Origin of the sequence: Calidithermus roseus, from assembly GCF_003574095.1 — a bacterium.
In the GTDB taxonomy this organism is placed as follows: Bacteria; Deinococcota; Deinococci; order Deinococcales; family Thermaceae; genus Calidithermus; species Calidithermus roseus.
Map to the genome: position 1 here is coordinate 23,796 of NZ_QWLA01000010.1, position 19,519 is coordinate 43,314.

General features: G+C 65.2%; 20 protein-coding genes. 13 read left to right on the forward strand and 7 right to left on the reverse strand.

Annotation, left to right across the window (positions count from 1 at the left end):
* Position 1: 1 nt before the first annotated feature.
* Positions 2 to 319, reverse strand: coding sequence for a GNAT family N-acetyltransferase (locus Mrose_RS04150; protein WP_119276170.1), 318 nt, complete (start codon positions 317 to 319; stop codon positions 2 to 4).
* A gap of 88 nt (positions 320 to 407) precedes the next feature.
* On the opposite strand from Mrose_RS04150, the gene Mrose_RS04155 reads away from it, so the two are divergent.
* The gene (locus Mrose_RS04155) at positions 408 to 1,478 is read left to right on the forward strand and encodes an alpha/beta hydrolase (RefSeq protein ID WP_119276171.1); all 1,071 of its coding nucleotides are present in this window, start codon (positions 408 to 410) and stop codon (positions 1,476 to 1,478) included.
* Between the two features lie 85 nt (positions 1,479 to 1,563).
* Here Mrose_RS04155 and Mrose_RS04160 read toward each other — a convergent pair whose 3' ends face one another.
* Together Mrose_RS04160 and Mrose_RS04165 are read right to left on the reverse strand one after the other, a co-directional pair.
* On the reverse strand, positions 1,564 to 2,043 hold the full coding sequence (locus tag Mrose_RS04160; protein ID WP_119276172.1) for a phosphoribosyltransferase: 480 nt from the start codon (positions 2,041 to 2,043) through the stop codon (positions 1,564 to 1,566).
* A 48-nt stretch (positions 2,044 to 2,091) separates the two neighbouring features.
* Positions 2,092 to 3,318 (reverse strand): aspartate kinase, encoded by a 1,227-nt coding sequence (locus tag Mrose_RS04165; RefSeq protein ID WP_119276173.1) that lies wholly within the window; start codon positions 3,316 to 3,318, stop codon positions 2,092 to 2,094.
* Positions 3,319 to 3,449: 131 nt separating this feature from the next.
* Here Mrose_RS04165 and Mrose_RS04170 point away from each other — a divergent pair, with 131 nt between their 5' ends.
* From Mrose_RS04170 to Mrose_RS04220, 12 genes are all read left to right on the forward strand, one after another.
* Positions 3,450 to 3,782, forward strand: coding sequence for a cupin domain-containing protein (locus Mrose_RS04170; protein ID WP_119276174.1), 333 nt, complete (start codon positions 3,450 to 3,452; stop codon positions 3,780 to 3,782).
* Between the two features lie 22 nt (positions 3,783 to 3,804).
* On the forward strand, positions 3,805 to 4,575 hold the full coding sequence (locus Mrose_RS04175; protein ID WP_119276175.1) for an enoyl-CoA hydratase-related protein: 771 nt from the start codon (positions 3,805 to 3,807) through the stop codon (positions 4,573 to 4,575).
* A gap of 10 nt (positions 4,576 to 4,585) precedes the next feature.
* The gene (ruvA, locus tag Mrose_RS04180) at positions 4,586 to 5,167 is read left to right on the forward strand and encodes a Holliday junction branch migration protein RuvA (protein WP_119276176.1); all 582 of its coding nucleotides are present in this window, start codon (positions 4,586 to 4,588) and stop codon (positions 5,165 to 5,167) included.
* A 445-nt stretch (positions 5,168 to 5,612) separates the two neighbouring features.
* Complete coding sequence (locus Mrose_RS04185) at positions 5,613 to 7,133, forward strand: glycine--tRNA ligase (RefSeq protein ID WP_119276177.1); 1,521 nt, start codon at positions 5,613 to 5,615, stop codon at positions 7,131 to 7,133.
* A 43-nt stretch (positions 7,134 to 7,176) separates the two neighbouring features.
* Positions 7,177 to 7,944 carry an imidazole glycerol phosphate synthase subunit HisF gene (gene hisF, locus Mrose_RS04190; RefSeq protein WP_119276178.1) on the forward strand — a complete coding sequence of 256 codons (768 nt, stop codon included), beginning with the start codon at positions 7,177 to 7,179 and terminating at the stop codon, positions 7,942 to 7,944.
* Entirely contained in the window at positions 7,941 to 8,597 is a 657-nt protein-coding gene (gene hisIE, locus Mrose_RS04195) for a bifunctional phosphoribosyl-AMP cyclohydrolase/phosphoribosyl-ATP diphosphatase HisIE (protein WP_119276179.1), read from the forward strand. The genes hisF and hisIE overlap by 4 nt, the downstream gene beginning before the upstream one ends.
* A gap of 106 nt (positions 8,598 to 8,703) precedes the next feature.
* Positions 8,704 to 9,684: a class II fructose-bisphosphatase gene (glpX, locus tag Mrose_RS04200; protein WP_420808332.1), complete on the forward strand. Its 981-nt coding sequence runs from the start codon at positions 8,704 to 8,706 to the stop codon at positions 9,682 to 9,684.
* 122 nt (positions 9,685 to 9,806) lie between these two features.
* Positions 9,807 to 12,938, forward strand: coding sequence for an ATP-binding protein (locus Mrose_RS04205; protein ID WP_119276180.1), 3,132 nt, complete (start codon positions 9,807 to 9,809; stop codon positions 12,936 to 12,938).
* 195 nt (positions 12,939 to 13,133) lie between these two features.
* Positions 13,134 to 13,346 (forward strand): double zinc ribbon domain-containing protein, encoded by a 213-nt coding sequence (locus Mrose_RS19760; RefSeq protein WP_119276181.1) that lies wholly within the window; start codon positions 13,134 to 13,136, stop codon positions 13,344 to 13,346.
* A complete protein-coding gene (locus Mrose_RS19615) occupies positions 13,343 to 13,477 on the forward strand; it encodes a hypothetical protein (protein WP_275052654.1) in 135 nt (44 codons plus the stop codon). The genes Mrose_RS19760 and Mrose_RS19615 overlap by 4 nt, the downstream gene beginning before the upstream one ends.
* Positions 13,478 to 13,486: 9 nt before the next feature.
* Complete coding sequence (locus tag Mrose_RS04215; protein WP_119276182.1) at positions 13,487 to 14,947, forward strand: tail fiber domain-containing protein; 1,461 nt, start codon at positions 13,487 to 13,489, stop codon at positions 14,945 to 14,947.
* Positions 14,948 to 14,986: 39 nt separating this feature from the next.
* On the forward strand, positions 14,987 to 17,182 hold the full coding sequence (locus tag Mrose_RS04220) for a cysteine peptidase family C39 domain-containing protein (RefSeq protein ID WP_147371569.1): 2,196 nt from the start codon (positions 14,987 to 14,989) through the stop codon (positions 17,180 to 17,182).
* Positions 17,183 to 17,231: 49 nt separating this feature from the next.
* Here Mrose_RS04220 and Mrose_RS04225 read toward each other — a convergent pair whose 3' ends face one another.
* The 4 genes from Mrose_RS04225 to Mrose_RS04240 all read right to left on the reverse strand — a co-directional run bounded on the left by Mrose_RS04225 (position 17,232) and on the right by Mrose_RS04240 (position 19,517).
* A complete protein-coding gene (locus Mrose_RS04225; RefSeq protein ID WP_119276184.1) occupies positions 17,232 to 17,672 on the reverse strand; it encodes a hypothetical protein in 441 nt (146 codons plus the stop codon).
* A 60-nt stretch (positions 17,673 to 17,732) separates the two neighbouring features.
* On the reverse strand, positions 17,733 to 18,077 hold the full coding sequence (locus tag Mrose_RS04230) for a DUF3234 domain-containing protein (protein ID WP_119276185.1): 345 nt from the start codon (positions 18,075 to 18,077) through the stop codon (positions 17,733 to 17,735).
* A 5-nt stretch (positions 18,078 to 18,082) separates the two neighbouring features.
* Entirely contained in the window at positions 18,083 to 19,081 is a 999-nt protein-coding gene (locus tag Mrose_RS04235) for an aspartate-semialdehyde dehydrogenase (protein WP_119276186.1), read from the reverse strand.
* Positions 19,082 to 19,202: 121 nt separating this feature from the next.
* A complete protein-coding gene (locus Mrose_RS04240; protein ID WP_182482666.1) occupies positions 19,203 to 19,517 on the reverse strand; it encodes a (2Fe-2S) ferredoxin domain-containing protein in 315 nt (104 codons plus the stop codon).
* Positions 19,518 to 19,519 lie beyond the last annotated feature (2 nt).

The window sequence follows — 19,519 nt, forward strand, 5'->3', positions numbered from 1 at the left end:
CCTAAAGCCCAAACATCTTGCGGTGGGGTGGGTTGACCAGTTCGAGGTATTCGTCACGATGGCGCTGGATGAAGGCTTTGACGAAGGGACACAGGGGGATGGCGTAAAGACCCCTCGAGCGCACGTCCTCGAGCGCGAAGCGGACCAGCCTGCTGCCCACGCCCTGACCCCCCATGGCCTCATCCACCTCGGTGTGGGTGAACATGAGGGCCCCGGTAAGGGCGCGGTATTTGGCAAAGCCCACCACCTTGCCGCCCAGATGGGCTTCGTAGCGGCTTCGGGCCGGGTTGTCGCTGAGCTCGAGAGTAGCGCTTTCCACTCGAGCATTCTCTCACCCCGGCCAGTAACAACTCTGTAACAGGGCTCCGGTAGGATTGGGGAAAGTTGCCACACGAAGGAGAGTGCCCATGGGTTCTATTCCTACGCTCCCCGGCATCGAATCTCGCATGGTCCAGACCCCCCGGCTCCAGCAGCACGTGCTGATGAGCGGGCCCGCCGAGGGCATCCCGGTGCTCTTGATCCATGGCAATGCCTCCTCCGCGACCTTCTGGGAAGAGACCATGCTGGCCCTGCCGCCCGCCTACCGCTCAATAGCCCCCGATCTGCGTGGCTACGGCGACACCGAGGACAGGCTGATCGACGCCACCCGCGGCTGCATGGACTGGGTGGACGACCTCCTGAGCCTCATGGACACGCTGGGCATGCCAAAGTTCCACGTCGCCGGGCACAGCCTGGGCGGGAGCGTGATCTGGGCCATGCTCGCCACCGCTCCCGAGCGGTTGTTGAGCGTGGCGGTGTTCTGCCCCGGTTCCCCCTTCGGCTTCGGCGGCACCAAGGACCTCCAGGGCACCCCCTGCGCCCCCGACTTCGCCGGTTCGGGTGGGGGCATCGTCAACCCCGAGTTCGCCCGGCTGATGGGGGAAAAGTACCGAGGCACCGAGCACCAGGCCTCGCCGCGCACGGTGATGAACAGCTTTTACTGGAAGCCGCCCTTCCGGCACCCCCGTGAGGAGGAGTTGCTCTCGGGCCTGCTCTCGGAGCGGGTCGGGCCGGACAGGTACCCTGGCGACCTCGAGCCCTCCCCCTACTGGCCGGGTGTGGCTCCCGGAAAATTCGGACCCGCCAATGCCATCTCGCCCAAGTACGTCGGGGACAGCGTAGAGCGGATGCTGGCCGCCGAGGCCAAACCCCCGATCCTCTGGGTGCGCGGCTCCGACGACCAGATCGTGAGCGATTTCAGTCTCTTCAACATGGGCACCTTAGGCAAGCTCGGCGTGGTCCCCGGCTGGCCGGGCGAGGAGGTGCACCCCCCCCAGCCCATGGTGGGCCAGACCCGGTGGGTGCTCGAGCAGTACGCCGCCGGTGGCGGTTACTTCCGCGAGGAGATCATCCCCGATAGTGGGCACTCCCCGCACATGGAGAAGCCCGAGGTGGTGAACCCACTATTTCACGCGCACTTGGAAGGAGGTTCGCGGTGAAGTCGTACGCCAGAAGCAATACGCAAGGCACCAAGAACCCCTATCAGCCATCCGCGTTTGGCCATCGCTATCGGCATCGGCAGACTTACGCCGACGCCGACGACCACACCTGGGAGGGGTCCCACGGGTAGACGATCCAGCCGTCGGTTTCCTGGGCGAAGACGTCCGGCCCGTCGCCGGGGAAGTGGCTGTGGGCGGGCTTGTAGTGCAGAGTACACAGGGTTGGTTTACCCCCGGCCTGGCGCACGCGCTCCCGCACCGCCACCGCCGTCTTGCCCGAGTCCCACACGTCGTCGACGACCAGGATGCGTTTGCCTACCAAGAGCGCGTCGCTGGGGAACTGCAAGAAAACGGGCTGCTCGAGGGTCTCTCCCACGTCGGTGTAGAACATCACCGCCGCCGTGAGCACGTTGCGCAGATCCAGGGCTTCGCTGATGAGGCAGGCCGGGACCATGCCGCCCCTGGTCACGCAGAGGATGGCGTCGTAATCGTCGCGGTCGAGCCTGGCCAGCAGCTTGGAAACCAGGGCGCTGATGTCGCTCCAGCTCAGGTAGTGCTTCTCCATGCCCCCTACGCTAACACAGCCAGGGGCAGGCCCCCCACCTGCCCCTGCTCAAGCGCTCACGGGCTTGTCCAGCTCGAAAGCGCTGTGGACCGCCCGCACGGCTGCTTCGGCGAATTGCAGCGGGATGATCACCGAGATCTTGACCTCGCTGGTGGCGATCATCTCGATGTTGGCCCCCACCCCGGCGATGGCGCCGAACATGCGGGCCGGGATGCCGGGGGTCGAGGCCAGGGCTACCCCCACGATGGAGACCTTGGCCACGTCCCGGCGCAGGCGGGCCTCGCCTCCGATTTCGGCCAGCACGGGCTCGAGGGCGTCCATGGCGTCGTCGGCGAAGTCTTGGTTGACCGTAAAAGCCATCTGCTGACGTGAGGCGTCGTGGCCGGGCACCCCCTGGATGATCATGTCCACCGCCACACCTGCTCTGGCCAGGGCTTCAAAGACCCGGCCCGCGATGCCGGGGCGGTCGGGGATGCCGACGAGGCCGATCTGCGCGATTTCGTCGTCCAGGGCTACTCCTGTGACAGGGCGTTCGAGTTCCATGCCGTCCTCCGTGACGATGGTTCCTGGGTTGTAGGAAAAGCTGCTGCGCACGTGGATTTTGACCCCGTAGCGCTTGCCGTAGTAGACCGCGCGGGGGTGCAGCACCCTGGCCCCCAGCGCGGCCATCTCGAGCATCTGGTCGTAGCCAATCTTATTGAGCTTCTGGGCCTCGGGGATGAGGTGGGGGTCGGTGGTGTAGACCCCCTCGGTATCGGTGAAGATCTCGCACTCGTGGGCCCCCAGCGCCGCCGCGATAGCGACTGCCGTGGTGTCGGAGCCCCCGCGCCCCAAGGTGGTGAGCTCGCCATCCGGGGTGACGCCCATGAAACCGGCGATCACGGCCACCTCGCCCCGGTTCAGGGCCTCTTGGATCAGCCGGGGTTCGACCCTTAGGATGCGGGCATCGCCGTAGCGCCCGTCGGTGGTGATGCCCACCTGGCTCTGGGTGAAGCCCCGCGCCGGGATGCCCATCGCGTTGAGCTGCATCGAAAGCAGGGCCACCGACTGCTGTTCTCCGATGGTGGTGAGCATGTCCAACTCGCGCTGGGGAGGCCGAGGGTTGACCCGCTTGGCCAGCGCGATCAACTCGTCGGTCATGCGACCCATGGCCGAGACCACCACCGCGAGTTGGTGGCCCTTTTCCCGGTAGTGCTGGATGCGCTGCGCCACCTTGTGAATGCGCTCGAGGTCGCCCACGCTGGTACCGCCATATTTCTGTACGACCAAGGCCATAATCCGGTGAATCCTATCATGTTTGGTACACCAAAACCAAGCGGGGTGAGGGGTGTGCGCCGTGCCCGTCGGCGATCCGACGGCAAAGCCGAAGCGCCGGTGAACCCCTTATGGGGGCTTATACTCGGGCCATGAACGTTTTTCCTGAGTGGTTCAAGGCGTTCAGGCATGTCACCCTCTGGCCCGGCATGGACATGCCCGTACTCTCGGGGCAGGGTGGGCAGATCGGCTTCGGACACGTAAGCGAGGACACCGAGGTGCCCGAGCACGCCCACAGCGGGCAGTGGGGGGTGGTGCTCGAGGGCCGGGTGGAGTTCGTGATCGGCGGCGAGCGCAGGGTCTATACCAAGGGGGACTATTACCACATCCCTGCTGGAGTACCCCACAGCGCCCGGCTGGCCGCCGGAACCGCCTTCATCGACGTATGGGAGGGCCGACGCTTCAGCGAGGAGAGCATGAAGTAAGAGCGATCTGGGAGAAGTGACGATGAGCGTGCTGTTATCCGAACTCAAAGACGGGGTGCTGACCCTCACCCTCAACCGACCCGAGGCCATCAATGCCTTCAATACCGCGATGCTTCAGAGCCTGGCCCAAGCCATGCGCGAAGCCGCCGAAAACCAGGACGTGCGCGTAGTGGTCATCCGGGGAGCCGGGCGTGGTTTCTGCTCCGGCCAGGATTTGCGCGAGTTCGAGGGCAAAAGCATCTCCTACAAGGCCCACCTCAAGAACTACGCCGGGGCCATCGCGGGCATCGCCACGCTGGACAAGCCGGTGATCGCCGCCATCCACGGTGCCGCCGCCGGAGCCGGGCTCTCGCTGGCCCTGGCTTGCGACCTGCGGCTGGCCGCCTCCGACGCGGTGCTCACCACCGGCTTCAGCCGCATCGCCCTCATCCCCGACGCGGGGATGAGCTACCACCTGCCGCGCATCGTAGGGCAGGCCAAAGCCTTCGAGCTGATGGCCCTCTCGCCGCGCCTCAACGCCGAGCAGGCCCTCGAGCTGGGCCTGGTCAACCGGGTCGTCGGCATCGAGAGCTTCGCCGAGGAGGTGGAAAAGCTCGCGCTCGAGCTCGCCCAGGGCCCCACCCGCGCCTTCGGCCTCATCAAGCAGGCCCTGCGCAAGAGCGCGACCTCGAGCCTGGAGGAGATGCTCGAGGTCGAAGCCGAGTTGCAGGACCTCGCAGGGCAAAGCCAAGACCACAAGGAGGGCATAGCCGCCTTCTACGAGAAGCGTGCCCCGCGCTTTATCGGACGGTAAGCTATTCGCCGTGATCCGCTACCTCAAAGGCACCGTCTTGCGCAAGACCCAAAGCGCCGCCGTGCTGCTGGTGGGGGGGGTGGGCTTCGAGGTGGGCTGCCCCACCTCGACCCTGGCCGAGCTCACCGAGGGACAGGAAGCCGTCCTGCACACCAAGCTGGTGGTGCGCGAAGACGACCTCTCGCTCTATGGCTTCGCCGACGAGCGCTCGCTCGAGCTCTTCGAGCTGTTGCTGGGCGTCTCGGGCGTGGGGCCCAAGGTGGCGCTCAACATGCTTTCCAGCCTCACCCCCTCGCTGCTGGCTCGAGCCCTGGCCGAGGGCGACCTGCGCTTGCTAACCGGGGCGCAGGGAGTCGGCAAGAAGCTGGCCGAACGCATCGCCCTGGACCTGCGCGGCAAGGTTCCGGCCCACCTGATGGGCGAGGGCGGGCCACTCCGGCAGAACCGGGAGGTGGAAGAAGCCGAGCTGGCCCTGGTCACGCTGGGCTTTCGCGAGAGCCAGGTGCGCGGCGTGGTGGCCGACATCGTGCAGAAAAACCCCGAAGCCTCCACCCAGGAGATCATCAAGCTGGCGCTCAAGGCGTTGCGGTAGGAAATTGACGCTCCGGCATCCCATGTCGCATCATGGAAGGGCGCTGTCCGCAGGAGTACCGTGGACATCCGCCCACAGCGAGTTGGGGACGGTGAGAGCCCGACGGCAGGGGCCACGGGAAGGGCGGCGGAGGTTAGCCGAAGGCAGAGGGACGATCCCCTTCGGGACGGGCCGCGGCCCGTACACCAGGTGAACGATCCCCTATAGGGACGGAGCAGGCTCCGTGCACCAGGGGAAGTGAAGCCCGAAGCTCAGGCCAGCGCGATCGAGAGGGCTCGAGGGCAATCCCTCGGGAACTGGGGTGGAACCGCGAGTAGTCTAACTATTCGTCCCCAGGCATCATGCCGGGGACGTTTTCTTTGGCTTCCCCGGTGGTCGGGCGAAACCCACGCAACAGACCCTGCGTCCTGTGAGGGGTGTTTGGCGCGACCGAAAGGAGCAAATCATGCCTGCTGAAACGATGGACGAACTGGTTTCCCTTTGCAAGCGCCGAGGCTTTATCTTCCAGGGCTCGGAAATTTACGGGGGCCTTCAGGGCACTTACGACTATGGTCCTCTGGGAGTCGAGCTCAAGAACAACCTCAAAGCCGCCTGGTGGAGGGCCAACGTCTACGAGCGCGACGACATGGAAGGTCTCGACGCCAGCATCCTGACCCACCGGCTGGTGCTGCACTACTCGGGCCACGAGGCCACCTTCGCCGACCCGCTCATCGACAACCGCATCTCCAAAAAGCGCTACCGCCTGGACCACCTGCTCAAAGAGCAAAAGCCCCAGGTGCTCGAGGCCGTCGCGGAGGCGATGGGTCTTGGGGATTGGGACATGACCACCCTGGTAGCCGCCCTGATGGCGGATCCGGAGAAAGCCGCCGAAGCCATGACGTCCGCCAAGGTGATCGATCCCGCCAACGGAGCCCCCGGCGACTGGACCCCGCCCCGGCCCTTCAACATGATGTTCCGCACCAACATTGGGCCGGTGGTCGATGAGGATTCGTACGGCTACCTGCGCCCCGAGACCGCGCAGGGCATCTTCATCAACTTCAAGAACGTGCTCGACTCCACCGCCCGGCGGCTGCCCTTCGGCATCGCCCAGATCGGCAAGGCCTTCCGCAACGAGATCACCCCACGCAACTTCATCTTCCGGGTGCGGGAGTTCGAGCAGATGGAGATCGAGTTCTTCGTCAAGCCCGGCACCGACGAGGAGTGGCACCAGAGGTGGCTCGAGACGAGGCTGCAGTGGTGGGAAGACCAGGGCATCCCGCGCCACCAGATTCACGTGCTGGACGTGCCTAAAGCCGACCTAGCGCACTACTCCAAGCGCACCTTCGACCTCATGTACAACTTCCCCACCCTCGGCTTCGAGGAGATCGAGGGTATTGCCAACCGCAGCGATTACGACCTGGGCTCGCACACCAAGGCTCAGAGCGAACTCAACATCCAGGCCAGGGTCATGGAGAACACCGACTCCACCGCCAAGCTGGCCGTGCAGGACCCCGATACCAAGGCCTGGTTCGTACCCTACGTCATCGAGCCCTCGGCGGGGGTGGATCGGGGTGTGCTGGCTGTGCTCAGCGAGGCCTACACCAAGGAGCAGCTCGATAGCGGCGAGGAGCGCATCGTGCTCAAGCTCAAACCCCACCTCGCACCCATCAAGGTCGCGGTGATCCCTCTGGCCAAGAACAAGGAGGAGATCACCTCCTACGCCAGGAGCCTCAAGGCCCGGCTGCAGGCCCTGGGCATGGGGCGGGTGCTCTACGAGGACACCGGCAACATCGGCAAGGCCTACCGCCGCCACGACGAGGTGGGTACCCCCTTCTGCCTGACGGTTGACTACGACACCATCGGCAAGAGCCAAGACGGCAGCACGACCCTCAAGGACACCGTGACCGTGCGCGACCGCGACACCATGATGCAGGAGCGCGTCCACGTCAGCGAGCTGGCGCAGTATCTGCTCGAGCGGCTGCGGTGAGGGCCCTCCTATTTGGCCTGGTGAACACTCGTATACTTCGCTCATGTTGGCCAAGCGCATCATCCCCTGCCTGGACGTGCACGCCGGGCGGGTGGTCAAGGGCATCAACTTCGTGAACCTGCGCGACGCGGGCGACCCGGTGGAGTCGGCCAAGGCTTACAACCTGGCCGGAGCCGACGAGCTGGTGTTCCTCGACATCACCGCCACCCACGAGGAGCGCTCGATCATGCTCGACATCGCGGCGCGGGTGGCTGAGCAGGTGTTCATCCCCTTCACGGTGGGCGGGGGCATCAGGAGCCTCGAGGACGCCCGCAAGCTTTTGCTGGCCGGAGCCGACAAGATCTCGGTCAACTCCTCGGCGGTCAAGCGCCCCGAGCTGTTGCGCGAGCTCTCCGAGCACTTCGGCAACCAGGCGGTGGTGCTGGCCATCGACGCCCGCCAGCGCCCCGGCGGCTGGGAGGTCTACGTGGCCGGAGGGCGCATCCCCACCGGCCTCGACGCGGTGGAGTGGGCGGTGCGAGGGGCCGAGCTTGGCGCGGGGGAAATCCTCCTGACCAGCATGGACAAGGATGGCACCAAGGACGGCTACGACCTCGAGCTCACCCGCACCATCGCCGAGGCCGTGAGTGTCCCGGTGATCGCCTCGGGTGGGGCGGGCCGCAAGGAACACTTCGCCGAGGTGCTCACCGAGGGCAGGGCCGACGCGGCGCTGGCGGCGAGCGTGTTCCACTTCGGGGAGATCGCCGTGCAAGAACTCAAAGGCTACCTCCAGCAGCGGGGTGTTCCCGTGAGAATCGAGGCCGTGGCATGAATCTCGATGCCGTGCAGTTCGACGAGAAGGGCTTGGTCCCGGTAATCGTCCAGGATGCCCACTCGGGCAAGGTGCTGACCCTGGCCTATGCCAACCGCGAGGCCCTGACCCAGACTCTGCTCACGGGCTATTCCACCTTCTATAGCCGCAGCCGAGGCGAGCTGTGGGTCAAGGGGGCTACCTCAGGCAACCGCCAGAAGGTGCTCGAGGTGGTGCTCGACTGCGACCAGGACGCGGTGCTCTACCGGGTTGAACCCCAGGGTCCGGCCTGCCACACCGGGGCGGAGAGCTGTTTCCACAACCCCCTGAGCGAGGCCGCGGGGCACCCGCCGCTGGGAGAGGTGCTCGAGAGGGTCTACCGCACCATCCAGCAGCGCCTGCGTGACCTGCCGGAGGGCTCCTACGTCGCCAGGATGCACCAGGAGGGCCTCGACCGCGTGCTCAAGAAGATCGGCGAGGAGGCCGGGGAGGTCATCCTCGCCGCCAAGAACGCCGACGGCGAGGAGCTGAGCTGGGAGGCCGCCGATTTGCTGTTCCACTTGCTGTTCACCCTGGCCGAACTGGGCCTCTCGCCCGATGACCTGGCGCGGGTGCTCTGGCAGCGCAACGCCAGGGACGCCGCTGCCGGCAGCGGGCGGGTGCCGCCTGTGTGATGCGCCGATAGCCAGGAGGCCTCGAGGGTCTGAGAACGCCTCCCACCCAGCCTTTTGGAAACGCTACCGGGCCCAGCGGGCCGCCAGGCTCTGGTAGGCTCAGAGCATGGACATTGTCATCGATATTGAACACCTGATGGTGCTCGAGGTAGTCCGCGTCACCGAGCAGGCTGCGCTCGCGGTGAGCCGTCTGGCGGGGATGGGCGACAAGGAAGCAGTGGACGCGGCTGGCACCGAGGCCATGCGCGAGGTGCTCAACGAGCTGCCTATCTCCGGGACGGTGGTGATCGGGGAGGGGGAGATGGACGAGGCCCCCATGCTCTACATCGGCGAGAAGGTGGGCCGGGGTGGTCCCGAGGTGGATATCGCCGTGGACCCGGTCGAGGGCACCAACATCACCGCCAAGGGGCTCCCCAACGCCATCACCGTGATCGCCATCAGCGAGAAGGGCGGTCTGCTGCACGCCCCCGACATGTACATGGAAAAGCTGGTGGTGGGACCCCCGGCAGCCGGCAAGGTCAGCCTGGATTTCCCCGTGGAAGCCAACCTCCGCATCGTGGCCGATGCCCTCAACCGTAAGGTCGAGGACTTGGTGGTGGTGGTGCTCGACCGCCCGCGCCACGAGAACCTCATCCGTGAAATCCGCCAGGCCGGAGCCAGGGTCAAGCTGATCACCGACGGGGACGTGGTGGCGGCGGTGGCCGTGGCCATCCGGGGCACCGGCGTTCACGTCATGATGGGCAGTGGCGGAGCCCCCGAGGGCGTGCTGGCCGCTGCCGCGCTGAAGTGCATGGGCGGTGAGATCCAGGGCCGCTTCAAACCTTCCAACGAAGCCGAACTCGAGCGCCTGAAGTCCATGGGCGGCGACCCCCGCCGGATCTATCGCACCAGTGACCTCGCTCCCGGCAAGCAGATGGTCTTCGCCGCTACCGGCATCACCCACGGCGAACTGCTCGAGGGGGTGCGCTATTTTGGCGGCGGGGCCCGCACCCACTCCATCGTGATGGGCTATGCCACGCACGTGGTGCGCTTCATCGACAGCATTCACCTGCTCGAGAGCGGGGCGAGGGTGAACATTCGGGTCTAGCGCTCCTCGCGCGTTTGCTCCGAAGGGACCGCCGGTGTCAAGGTAACGCCGGCATAACGCTCGAAGGCGTAAGCTCAAAGCCGATCAACCCCTGCGCGGAGTGTGGAGTTCGGGGGGATTGAATGGCGGCGCATCTGAGCCAAACCCTCGTCACCCCAGCCGGGTTCTCCGGCTGGCTGGGCCGGCTGAGGCCGGTGGCTGCCAAGCGGGTGGGTCTGGCCCTGGGATTGTGGGGGGAGGCTGGGGTTGGAAAGAGCTGGACGGCCCGGCGCTTGCTGGGTGAGACGGCTTGCAAGGGCTTCAGCCTCCACGCCACCGCGCCGCTGGCGGAGCTGGCCGGACTGGCCTCGGCCCTTTCCAAGCCTGGCAGGCTTCCCCTGTGGGCGCAGCGGGTGCTCGAGCGCCTGACCAGGGGCGAGTTTGCCGAAGCTTCCCAGGTCGCCGACGCGCTGGGAGCCTTGCTGGCGGCGCTGGCTCCGGTGATCGTGCACCTGGAGGACCTGCATGAGGCCGAGGCACAGCGGCTCGAGCTGGTCGGGATGCTGGCCCAGCGGGCAGGCCGTACCAGGGGCGTGGCCCTGCTGGTCACGAGCCGGATGCAGCCGCCCCAACCCTTCGAGGCCGTGCGCTTAGAACCCTTGGAGCCGGAAGCCTCGAGGGCGCTGCTCGAGAACGAAGTGGGGGCCTCGCTGCCCGAGGAGGCTACCCGCTGGATCTACGCTCGGGCGAGGGGAAACCCGCTGTTCACCCTAGAGTACCTGCGCTATCTGGCCCGGCAGGGCTTTCTCTGGAATGACCGCACCCGCTGGCACTGGCGCACCCCAACCCAGGACCTGATCCCCCTCACGGTGGAGGCCCTGCTCGAGCGGCAGATCCTGGAGGTCCCGGGCTCGGCGGCGGTTCGCAAAGCCTTCGAAGCGAGGGCCATCCTGCCCCCGGAAGCCTCCGAAGAGCTGTGGGCCAGGGTGGCCGGGCTTGGGCCCGCCGATCTCGAGGAAGCCAGAGCCAGGCTGCTGGAGCAAGGAATCCTGCGGGGTTCCGACTTCGCCCACCCGCTCTTCCGCGAGGTGCGGCGGGGGACCCTGCGCCCCGAGCGCAAGCAGGCCCTGGCGCGAAGAGCCCTGGAGGCTCTGGCCGGTGACCCCGAAGCAGCGGCAGGGTTCGTGGAGGAAGCCGGGCTCGAGCCCGAGCAGGCCAAAGAGTGGCTCTTGCAGGCGGCCCAGAGCGCTAAGAGGCGAGGAAATGAGGTCCAGGCCGCGCGGTTCGTGGCTCGGGCAGTGGAATATGCCCAGGGGGAGGAGCGGGGGAGGTTGGCGCTCGAGGCCGCTCGAATTCTGCGATCTGCCGATTTGCCTCGAGCGGTCAAACTGTTGGAACTGGTATTGCGTTCGCGATCCGATGATGTCGAAGCCACCTATCTCCTAGCAGAATTATTGGCCCACAAGGGGCAGCAAGCCGAGGTCGAGCGGGTGTTGCAGACGCTGCCAGAAAGCTTGCGACAGGGCTCGGCTTGGTTGTTGCGCCTGATCCACCTGAAAGCCATCTTGGATGATCATGCTGGAGTGGTGGAGCTGTGGGAGAGGCATCCCCAGCTTCACCCTCAAGCCAAGGCCGACACCGTGGCCTTGGTGTCGGATGCAATGCTTGCTTTGGGCCAGTTTGAGCAAAGCCAAACCTGGATTGATGCAGTGCTCATGCGGCCTAATCTGACCAACTTTGAACGCGCTAAATTGCAAGTCAATCTGGCGAGGGCCAAATTTTTTCTCGGCCAGTTCGAGCCATCGCTGGCCTTGGTCGAAGCAGCGCTGAGCAGTCTCAGACAGTACGAAGCCCCCCGAGATATAGCTCTTGCACTGCACCGTAAAGGAATCATCCTCCATTACTCGGCCCGTTTTGCCGAAGCCCTGGGCGCGTTTCAGGAAGCCTACGAGGTATTTTCGAACCTGGGGGATGGGCGGTGGTGTGCCATCTTGAAAAACCACATGGCGGCCAGCCTTTTGCAACTGAATCAGGATCAGGTCGCCGAGGACTACCACCTCGAGGCGCTAGAATACCTGCGCCGCCTGGATGCCTCGGATTTCCTGGGCAGCGTGCTCAATTCCCTGGCCTGGCTCTATAGCTCCCGAGGAACCCCCCTCAGCACCCAGCTCGGCCTGAAATACGCCAGGGAGGCGTGTGCTCTCGCCGAAACGCTCAAAAGTCCAAGAGCTAAGATCAACGCCAAGATTCAGATGATCTATGCCCTGATTTACGCGGGCCGCCCGGCAGAGGGTTTGGCCGCCGCCGAGGAATCTATCGCGCAGTTGCGCCAGGGTAACTATCCACAGCTTCTGGGAATGTACTTGGATGCTCGAGCCGAAGCCCTGGAGCGGTTGGGCCAGCCTGAGCGAGCCCTGCAAGACCTCCGCGAAGCCTACTCCATCGCCGACCGAATCGGCGATCTTCTCATGCTGGAATGGGTGGGGGTGAAAATCGACTGGCTGACGGGGAACCTAAGCGGTGTTTCGATGCGGCTCGAGCGGGCCAGAAGCCGGGGTTGGGCTTCTCTTGAGCAGTGGATCTTGCGGGAGTTTCCCCAGCTTGCCCAGCCAGCCCCCGCACCGCAAGCTCCTCTGACGGGCGTTTCACCCCTCGCGGTTTTGGGCTCTATGCTCCTGGGGGGCAAACCCATCCGTGGCCAAAAACGCAAAGAACTTCTAGCCCTATTGGTAGAAGCCCGCATCGCCGGGCGCTTGGAAGTGGGCACCCTCGAGCTGCTCGAGGCCCTCTACCCTGGCCTGCCGGAAACCGAGGCTGCCAACCTGCTCAAACAGGCGGTGTTCCAGGCCAGAACCCACCTTGGCCAAGGGGTGATCGCCACCACTCCGGGCGGCTACGCCCTGGGCTCGCTGGAGACCGACGCCGAGTTGTTCCTCAAAACCGGCGACACTCGGCTGTGGCGCGGGGGTTTCCTCGAGGACGCCTCGGGCGATCGTGACGAGGCCGTGCGCGGGGCCCTGTACCAGGCACTGGCGGGCCGGGTCCGAAGCTTGCTCGAGCCCGAGCCTCACGAAGCCGTGCGGTTGGGGCAGATTCTGCTCTCTGCCGAGCCCTACGACTCCGAAATCCTGGCCCTCACCCTGCGGGCCCTGCGCCAGGAAGGCAACCGCCTGGGGCTCTCGAGGCTCTATCAGGAGGCCAGGGAACGAATGAAAGAGGTGGGCGAGGCATTGCCCGAAGATTGGCAGGGGTTTCTCGAGCATCACCCTGCCTGACTAGACTAATAGCCAATAGCCGATGGCTAGCCAGGCACGATGGCTAGAGGGTGATTCGCAAGCACTTTTGCAGGGGCTACGTACTTGGGTGGCCCCGGCGATCAGCAGGCCCACCGACCGGCAAAAACCTCCCAAGAACTAACCGGCAGATAACCGGGCCTCCTCCACCCTGTAGGGCAGAGGGGGTTTGAATGCGTGGGAACCATCGGCGTTGCTTACCGTCTGTGCCCGCGTTGCTTCCGAGCGGTTCCGGCGGCCTCGGGGGAGAAGTACTGCCCCAACGACGGCACCCGGCTCCTGGAGGCCTGTCCCCGTTGCCAGGCCCCCATCACCTCGCCGTACGCGCGTTTCTGCGTGGTGTGCGGGCAGGGGTTCGGTTTAGCAGCAAGCAGAGGAGGTAAGGCATGAAGAAACGTTGGCTGGCAGCAATCGCGTTAGTGCTGTCCCTGCTCCTGACCGCCGGAAGCTGTGGCACCCAGGGGCCACCTCAGGGCGGGGTTTGGGATAGCAGCCAGTGGGACTCGGCGACCTGGCAGTAGGAGGAGTGTATGAATGGTAATAACCTCAAGTATTTCTTCGTCGGCGCGTTCGTGGTGGCCTCGGGGCTGTGGGTGCTGGCAGTCACGATCCCAAACGCGTTCGCCCCAGGCACCCCCATCAAGTCGGCGGAGGTGAACGCCAACTTTAGCGCACTCAAGAGCGCGGTAGACCCCTTGCAGGCCTTCACGGCGAAACTTTCCACCACTCCCTGCGCGAGCGGGCAGGCCATGGGTGGGGTGGGCGCAGATGGCACCCCTAACTGCGTGGCAGTGAGCGGCGGAGCCGGGCTGGTCAAAGTCGAGCACGATACCAGCCTGGCCGGGGAGGGCACCGCCGGCACGCCCCTGGGGGTGGCGGTGCCGCTCGCGCTGGAAAAAACCGGCGGCCAGGTGCTCGACCTCTCGGGCGGCGGGGTGGGCATCCCGGGCGCCACGCTGCGGGTCAGGAACACCAACCCCAGCAGCGGGATCGGGGCCGAGATCACCTCGCTGGGCGGTGACGCGGCTTTGGTCCTGCAGAAGCAATCGGCAGGCGGGCAGTTGCTCAAAGCCTTCGGCTCCAACGGGGGCGAGGACGAGTTCCGCATCGACGACAACGGCACCGTGACCTTGCGTAAGCCCAACAACACCCCCAACATCACCCTCGACAACTCCAACGGGAGCATCAGCGCCAACGGCTTGAACTTTCCCTCGAGCGTGAGCCAGAAACTCAACTTGTGGGGCAGCCCTGGGAGCGACTATGGCATTGGCATTCAGAATGCCACCATGTACTACCGGGTGGACGCGCACGCCGGTGGCGGGGGATTCGCCTGGTACCGGGGCGGCGCCCACAGCGACAACACCTTCGACCCCGGCGGTGGCACCACCTTGATGACCCTGAGCCGGAGCGGCGAACTCAAGGCCAGCGGAATCGAAGCCAGGACGGGCGATGCTGTCGCCATCTCGGGTACAAACAACAGCAGCAGCTGCACCTTATGCGTGAGCCAGGCCGGCAGTGGCGACGTCATCCGGGCCTGGGGGAGAGAATCGATCTTTCCCAAGTTCTGGGTGGACACCGACGGCAACGTGAACACGGTGGCGCAGTACTACGGCAAGGGCTACAACAACAACAGCGACAGGAGTGCCAAGACCAATTTCGCCGACGTCAACCCGCTGAAAGTCCTCGAGCAGCTCTCGCGCGTGCCCATCCAGAGCTGGAACTACAAGACCGACCCCACCAGCGTGCGCCACATCGGCCCTATGGCCCAGGACTTCAAAGCTGCATTCGGCCTGAACGGTGAGGACGACAGGCACATCTCGAGCATCGACGCACAGGGGGTGGCCCTGGCGGCGATTCAAGGGCTCTACGAGCTTAACCGGCAGCTAAAGAGCGAAAACAAGGCCCTTCAGGACCGGCTGGCCGCCCTCGAGAAACAGCTTTCGAGCCTGAAAGCGCTCGAGCAGCGCCTGGCCGCCCTGGAGGCACGGTAGCCGGAGTGGGGCTCGAGCCCCACCTATTGAGGGATTGTTATGTGGCGAATTTGGATCGGATTGCTGGCGGCGCTGGCCCTTTCAGCCTGCGACCTCTCGGGCGGACCCAAGGGCAACAGCACATCGGCCTTCGTCCCTGCGGCTCAGGGGGGCAGCCTCGAGGTCGCCGGAGCCAGGCTGGTCATCCCACCTGCGGCGCTCTCTCAGGACACCACAGTGACGCTGGAGGTCAAGGAGAAACCCCTCGAGCCCGCCGATAACCCCATGCAGCCCGTGGGCCCGGCGGTACGGGTGGATCTGGGCGGGGCCAACCTGAAACAGCCGGCCAGTCTACAGGCTCCCTACACCCCCGACAGCCAGCCCGCCTATTACCTCTACCTCCAGACCAGCCCTGAGCACGCCGGGGACGGGGGTCCGGCCACCTACGTGCGACCCATCGCCGGCCTCTCGCTGAGCGCGATCCGGGCTCAGGGCAACCCCCTGACCCTGGAGGTGCCCAGGGGCGGGCTGTATACCCCGGTTCGGGTGCGGCAGGTGCCCACCGAGGGCGGGGACAGCCCCTTGCAGGTACCCTTCTACTGGCAGGCCGGGTATCCCTGGTGCAGCCCTACCTCCATGGCCATGCTGATCGACTACTTCAAGCCGCTGCCGGGCATCGATGGCCGTAAAGACGCTCCCACCGGGCGGGTGGCCAACTACACCCTCACCGACATGCTGGACTGGGGGCCGGCTCAGAGCGGCTGGGTAGGCGACTTCGTAAAGAACACCGGGGTGCCCCAGCGCCTGTGGAGCTGGCTGCGCTGGGACCCCAACCTCATGCCCAGCGCTCCCTTCACTGCCTATGCCATCCAGCTCACCACCGGCTTCTTCGGGCTGGGTCCCAAGCGCCCGCTGGTGACCACCTCCGACCGTCAATTCCACGCCTTCGTCATCGTCGGGGCCAACGGCAAGGGGGTTTATATCAACGATGGAAACGCCCGCTGGAACGGCACTCACCCCTTTATGAGCTGGCAGCAGTTCAAGGACTGGACCTGTAAGCTCAAAGACCCTAATGACCCCTCCAAGGGTTGCTCGTCAGAGCCCAACGAGGAACTGGGCACGCTGGTGATCTACGGTGAACCCCGACCGGAGAATGAGCGCAGGGGCTCGCTCGAGCTGGCCCCCTCCTCGCTCAGAATCTACGACCCTTATGGCACCTTGCTCTCCACAAGCAAGTGGGATGGCCGCTACCTGGGCGGATACCTCTTCGACGACGCCCAGGGCTTTGGCTATATCCCCTACGACGCCGACTCGGGTCACGCCATCCCCAGCAGCGCCAATCCCAGGCTGGACTTCAACGTGGTCAACCTCACCGGGGGCTCACTGGAGTATGAGGTGCTGGTGCACCTGCATGCCGGCGGTTTGCCCAGCACCACTAAGCGCAGCCTCACGGTGGGGGCGTATAGCCTGGCCTCCATCACCCCCTACGACGGGCTGTTCAGCCTCGAGGAACTGGCCGGTCACAAGATCAGCAGCCTGACCCCCGCCTTCATAGAGATCGAGTTGCGGCAGGACGGGGTGGTGCAGGACGTCAAGGAGATTCGCTTCAAGGCTACCCCACCCACGCTGATTCCCCAAGTGACCATCACCCAACCCGCGCCGAACGCGACGGTGTACCGGGGCGTCACAGTGCAGCTTTCCGGCTTCGCCAGGGAGGGCACCCCCAGCCTGGACGTGCCCTGCGAGCGCCTTTCCTGGCGTAGCAGCGTGTCCGGCGAGTTTCCCGGTTCGGGGTGCAACACTTCCCTGACCTTCACCACCAACGGCCCTCGCACCCTGACCCTGCGGGCCATCGGGCGGCAGGGGGCCATCGCCGAGGCCAGCGTGAACGTGAACGTGGTGGACCCGCCGCCCAACCTGCCCCCGGCCATTGACGAGATGCACATCAAGGACGCAAACGGCAGCGAAGTGGGCGACGGGCAGCGGGTGGAGACCATGAAGCCTCTCAGCCTCTCGGTCGTAGCCCACGACCCTGAGGGTGACCCCCTCACCTATGCCTGGTCGGCCTGCAAGCCGGAGTGGACGCCGCTCGAGTGCGCCGGTTTAGGCGACCTTCCCACCAACCCCGACGGAAGCTCCAGCTTCGATCCCCTGCAGCGTGGGTTTGGCACCTGGACTTTCTACCTTTTTGTCAGGGATTCTCATTCTGCTACCTCCCGCACGCGCACTATCACCATTGCCCAGATCATCAAGTGAAGTAAAACCCCTCCGGCCTAAACCGGAGGGGTGCTTTAATCGGGCGCTCTCAGAAGCCGATGTTCACACCGAAGGAGCCGCTCAGACCGAAGCCCGTGCTGCTACCGAAGAAGACCATGGGATGAGCTTCGATGAAAAAGCCGATACCCGGCAGTCCCAGGTTGAGCCAGGTGCCCACCACGCCGCGCAGGCCGAGGTTGCCGCTGCCCAGCATTGAGAGGGAGTTGCCGTTGCCGAAGAACACCCCACCTCCGGCGTAGAGGTCGGTCAGGGGGATCTTGGCCAGCAGGTCGGCCCCGCCGCCAAACACCAGGGCTCCGCCCGTTCCCACCGGGCCGCCCGAGGCGTAGAGGCGGCCATCGAGCAGCAGGGGTACCAGGCCCAAGCGGATGCCCGCGCTCAGGCCGAAGGGGCCACCGATGCTGCCTTGCAGGCTTTGGGCAAAGGCCGGTGTGAGCAGAAGGACCAACAGCACGAGAAGTTTTTTCACGCCATACCTCCTGAGTCAGAGTATATCGACCACGGCGCAGACAAAGTTGCGATTTGACCTTCAGGAGTCCTCGAGCCCTGCCCTCATGCGCTGCTGGATTTCCCGCAGAGCCTGGGCCCGCTCGAGCAGCACCGCCTGGGGCCGGCCCGGCTGGTAGCCCACCACGAGCTGCCGGACACCCAGCAGGCCCAGAGCGACCAGGAAGGCTTCCTTGAGCACCAGATCCTCCAGCCGCCCCACCCGCATCCCCCTGGAGGCCGGGCTCTGACGCACGAAGGTCTCGGCTTCCTCCCGCGAGAGCCACACCGGGGCCAGTTTCTGGCCTACCGACTCCATCACCAGGTGCTCGCCGGGGGCCTGGGGATCTTCCAGGACGTACCAGGTGGCCTCGAGAATCGCACGCATGAGGGCTATCTTGCCACGGGCTCGAGCAGCAACTCGGCGATCTGCACGGCGTTGAGGGCGGCTCCTTTGAGCAACTGGTCACCTGCGATGAAGAAGTCCAGCCCGTTATCGAAGACTAAGCTCTTGCGCAGCCGTCCCACCTCGACGTTGAACTTGCCGGTTGCACTGTGGGGCAGCGGGTAGCGCTTGTTGGCCGGGTCGTCCACCAGGTCCACGCCGGGAGCCTGGGCCAGCACCTCTCGAGCCGCCTCCGGGGTCACGGGCCGCTCGAACTCGACCGTCACGGCCTCGCTGTGCACCCGCAGGGTGGGCACGCGCACGGCAGTGCACGAGACCTTCACCTCGTAGTCGCCCATGATTTTCTGCGTCTCCCACAGCACCTTCATCTCTTCCTTGGTGTAGCCATTGTCCTGGAAGCTGTCGATGTGGGGGATGACGTTGAAGGGCAGGGGGTGGACGAAAACTTGGTTGGTGACCGGCTCGTTCTCGAGCCAGGCCCGCGTACCTTCCAGCAATTCCTGCATCCCGCTGGCCCCGGCTCCCGAGCTCGACTGGTAGGTGCTCACGATCACCCGCTTGGCCCTGAAGGCTTTGTGCAGCGGATAGAGCCCCATCAGCAAGATGGCGGTGGTGCAGTTGGGGTTGGCGATGAGGTTCTTGTGCCCCTTGATGGCGTGGGCGTTGACCTCGGGCACGATCAGGGGCACCCAGTCCTCGTAGCGCCAGGCCGAGGAGTTGTCGATGACGATGCTCTGCTTTGCCCAGGTGGGGGCGTACTGCTTAGAGAGGCTGCCGCCCGCGCTCGCGAGCACCACGTCTACTGGCAGGGGGCCTTCCGGCAGGGCTTCGATGAGGTACTCCCTGCCTCGGAACGTGACCCGCTTCCCCGCCGAGCGGGCCGAGGCGTAAAGCCGGAGTTCGGTCAGCGGGAAGTTCCGCTGCTCGAGCACCCGCAAAAGCTCCTGTCCAACTGCTCCCGTTGCTCCTACGATAGCGATTTTCACCCAGACCTCCTCACGCGCTAAACAAAAAACCTGCCTATCTAGGCAGGGGCAAGCGACGACTCGGGGGAGTCGCCGCCTAGGTAGTGGTGGTGCGAGCCAGGCTCACGCCAGCACCATAGCATCACTCGGCCTTGCCGATCAAGGGGTGCCCCAGGTTTCCATCCGGGCCAAGTCCCCCAACGGATCTACGCTCCAGCCTCGCCAGCAGCAGGGCGAAATCGGCAGGGTCGGCCAGCACCAGCACCTCACCCTCCACCGCCACCGAAAAACCCTGGTTGCAGTGCGAGAGGCAGGAGGCGAACTCCACCTCCACTCCCCTCCCCACGCCGCCGAAATAGCCGATGTCAAAGCGTTCTTCCAGCAGTTTCAGCCAGGCGCCAAAACTTTCCTCGCTGCCCCCATAGGCGTGGCAGCCGGTGCAGATTTCCACTCGCATGT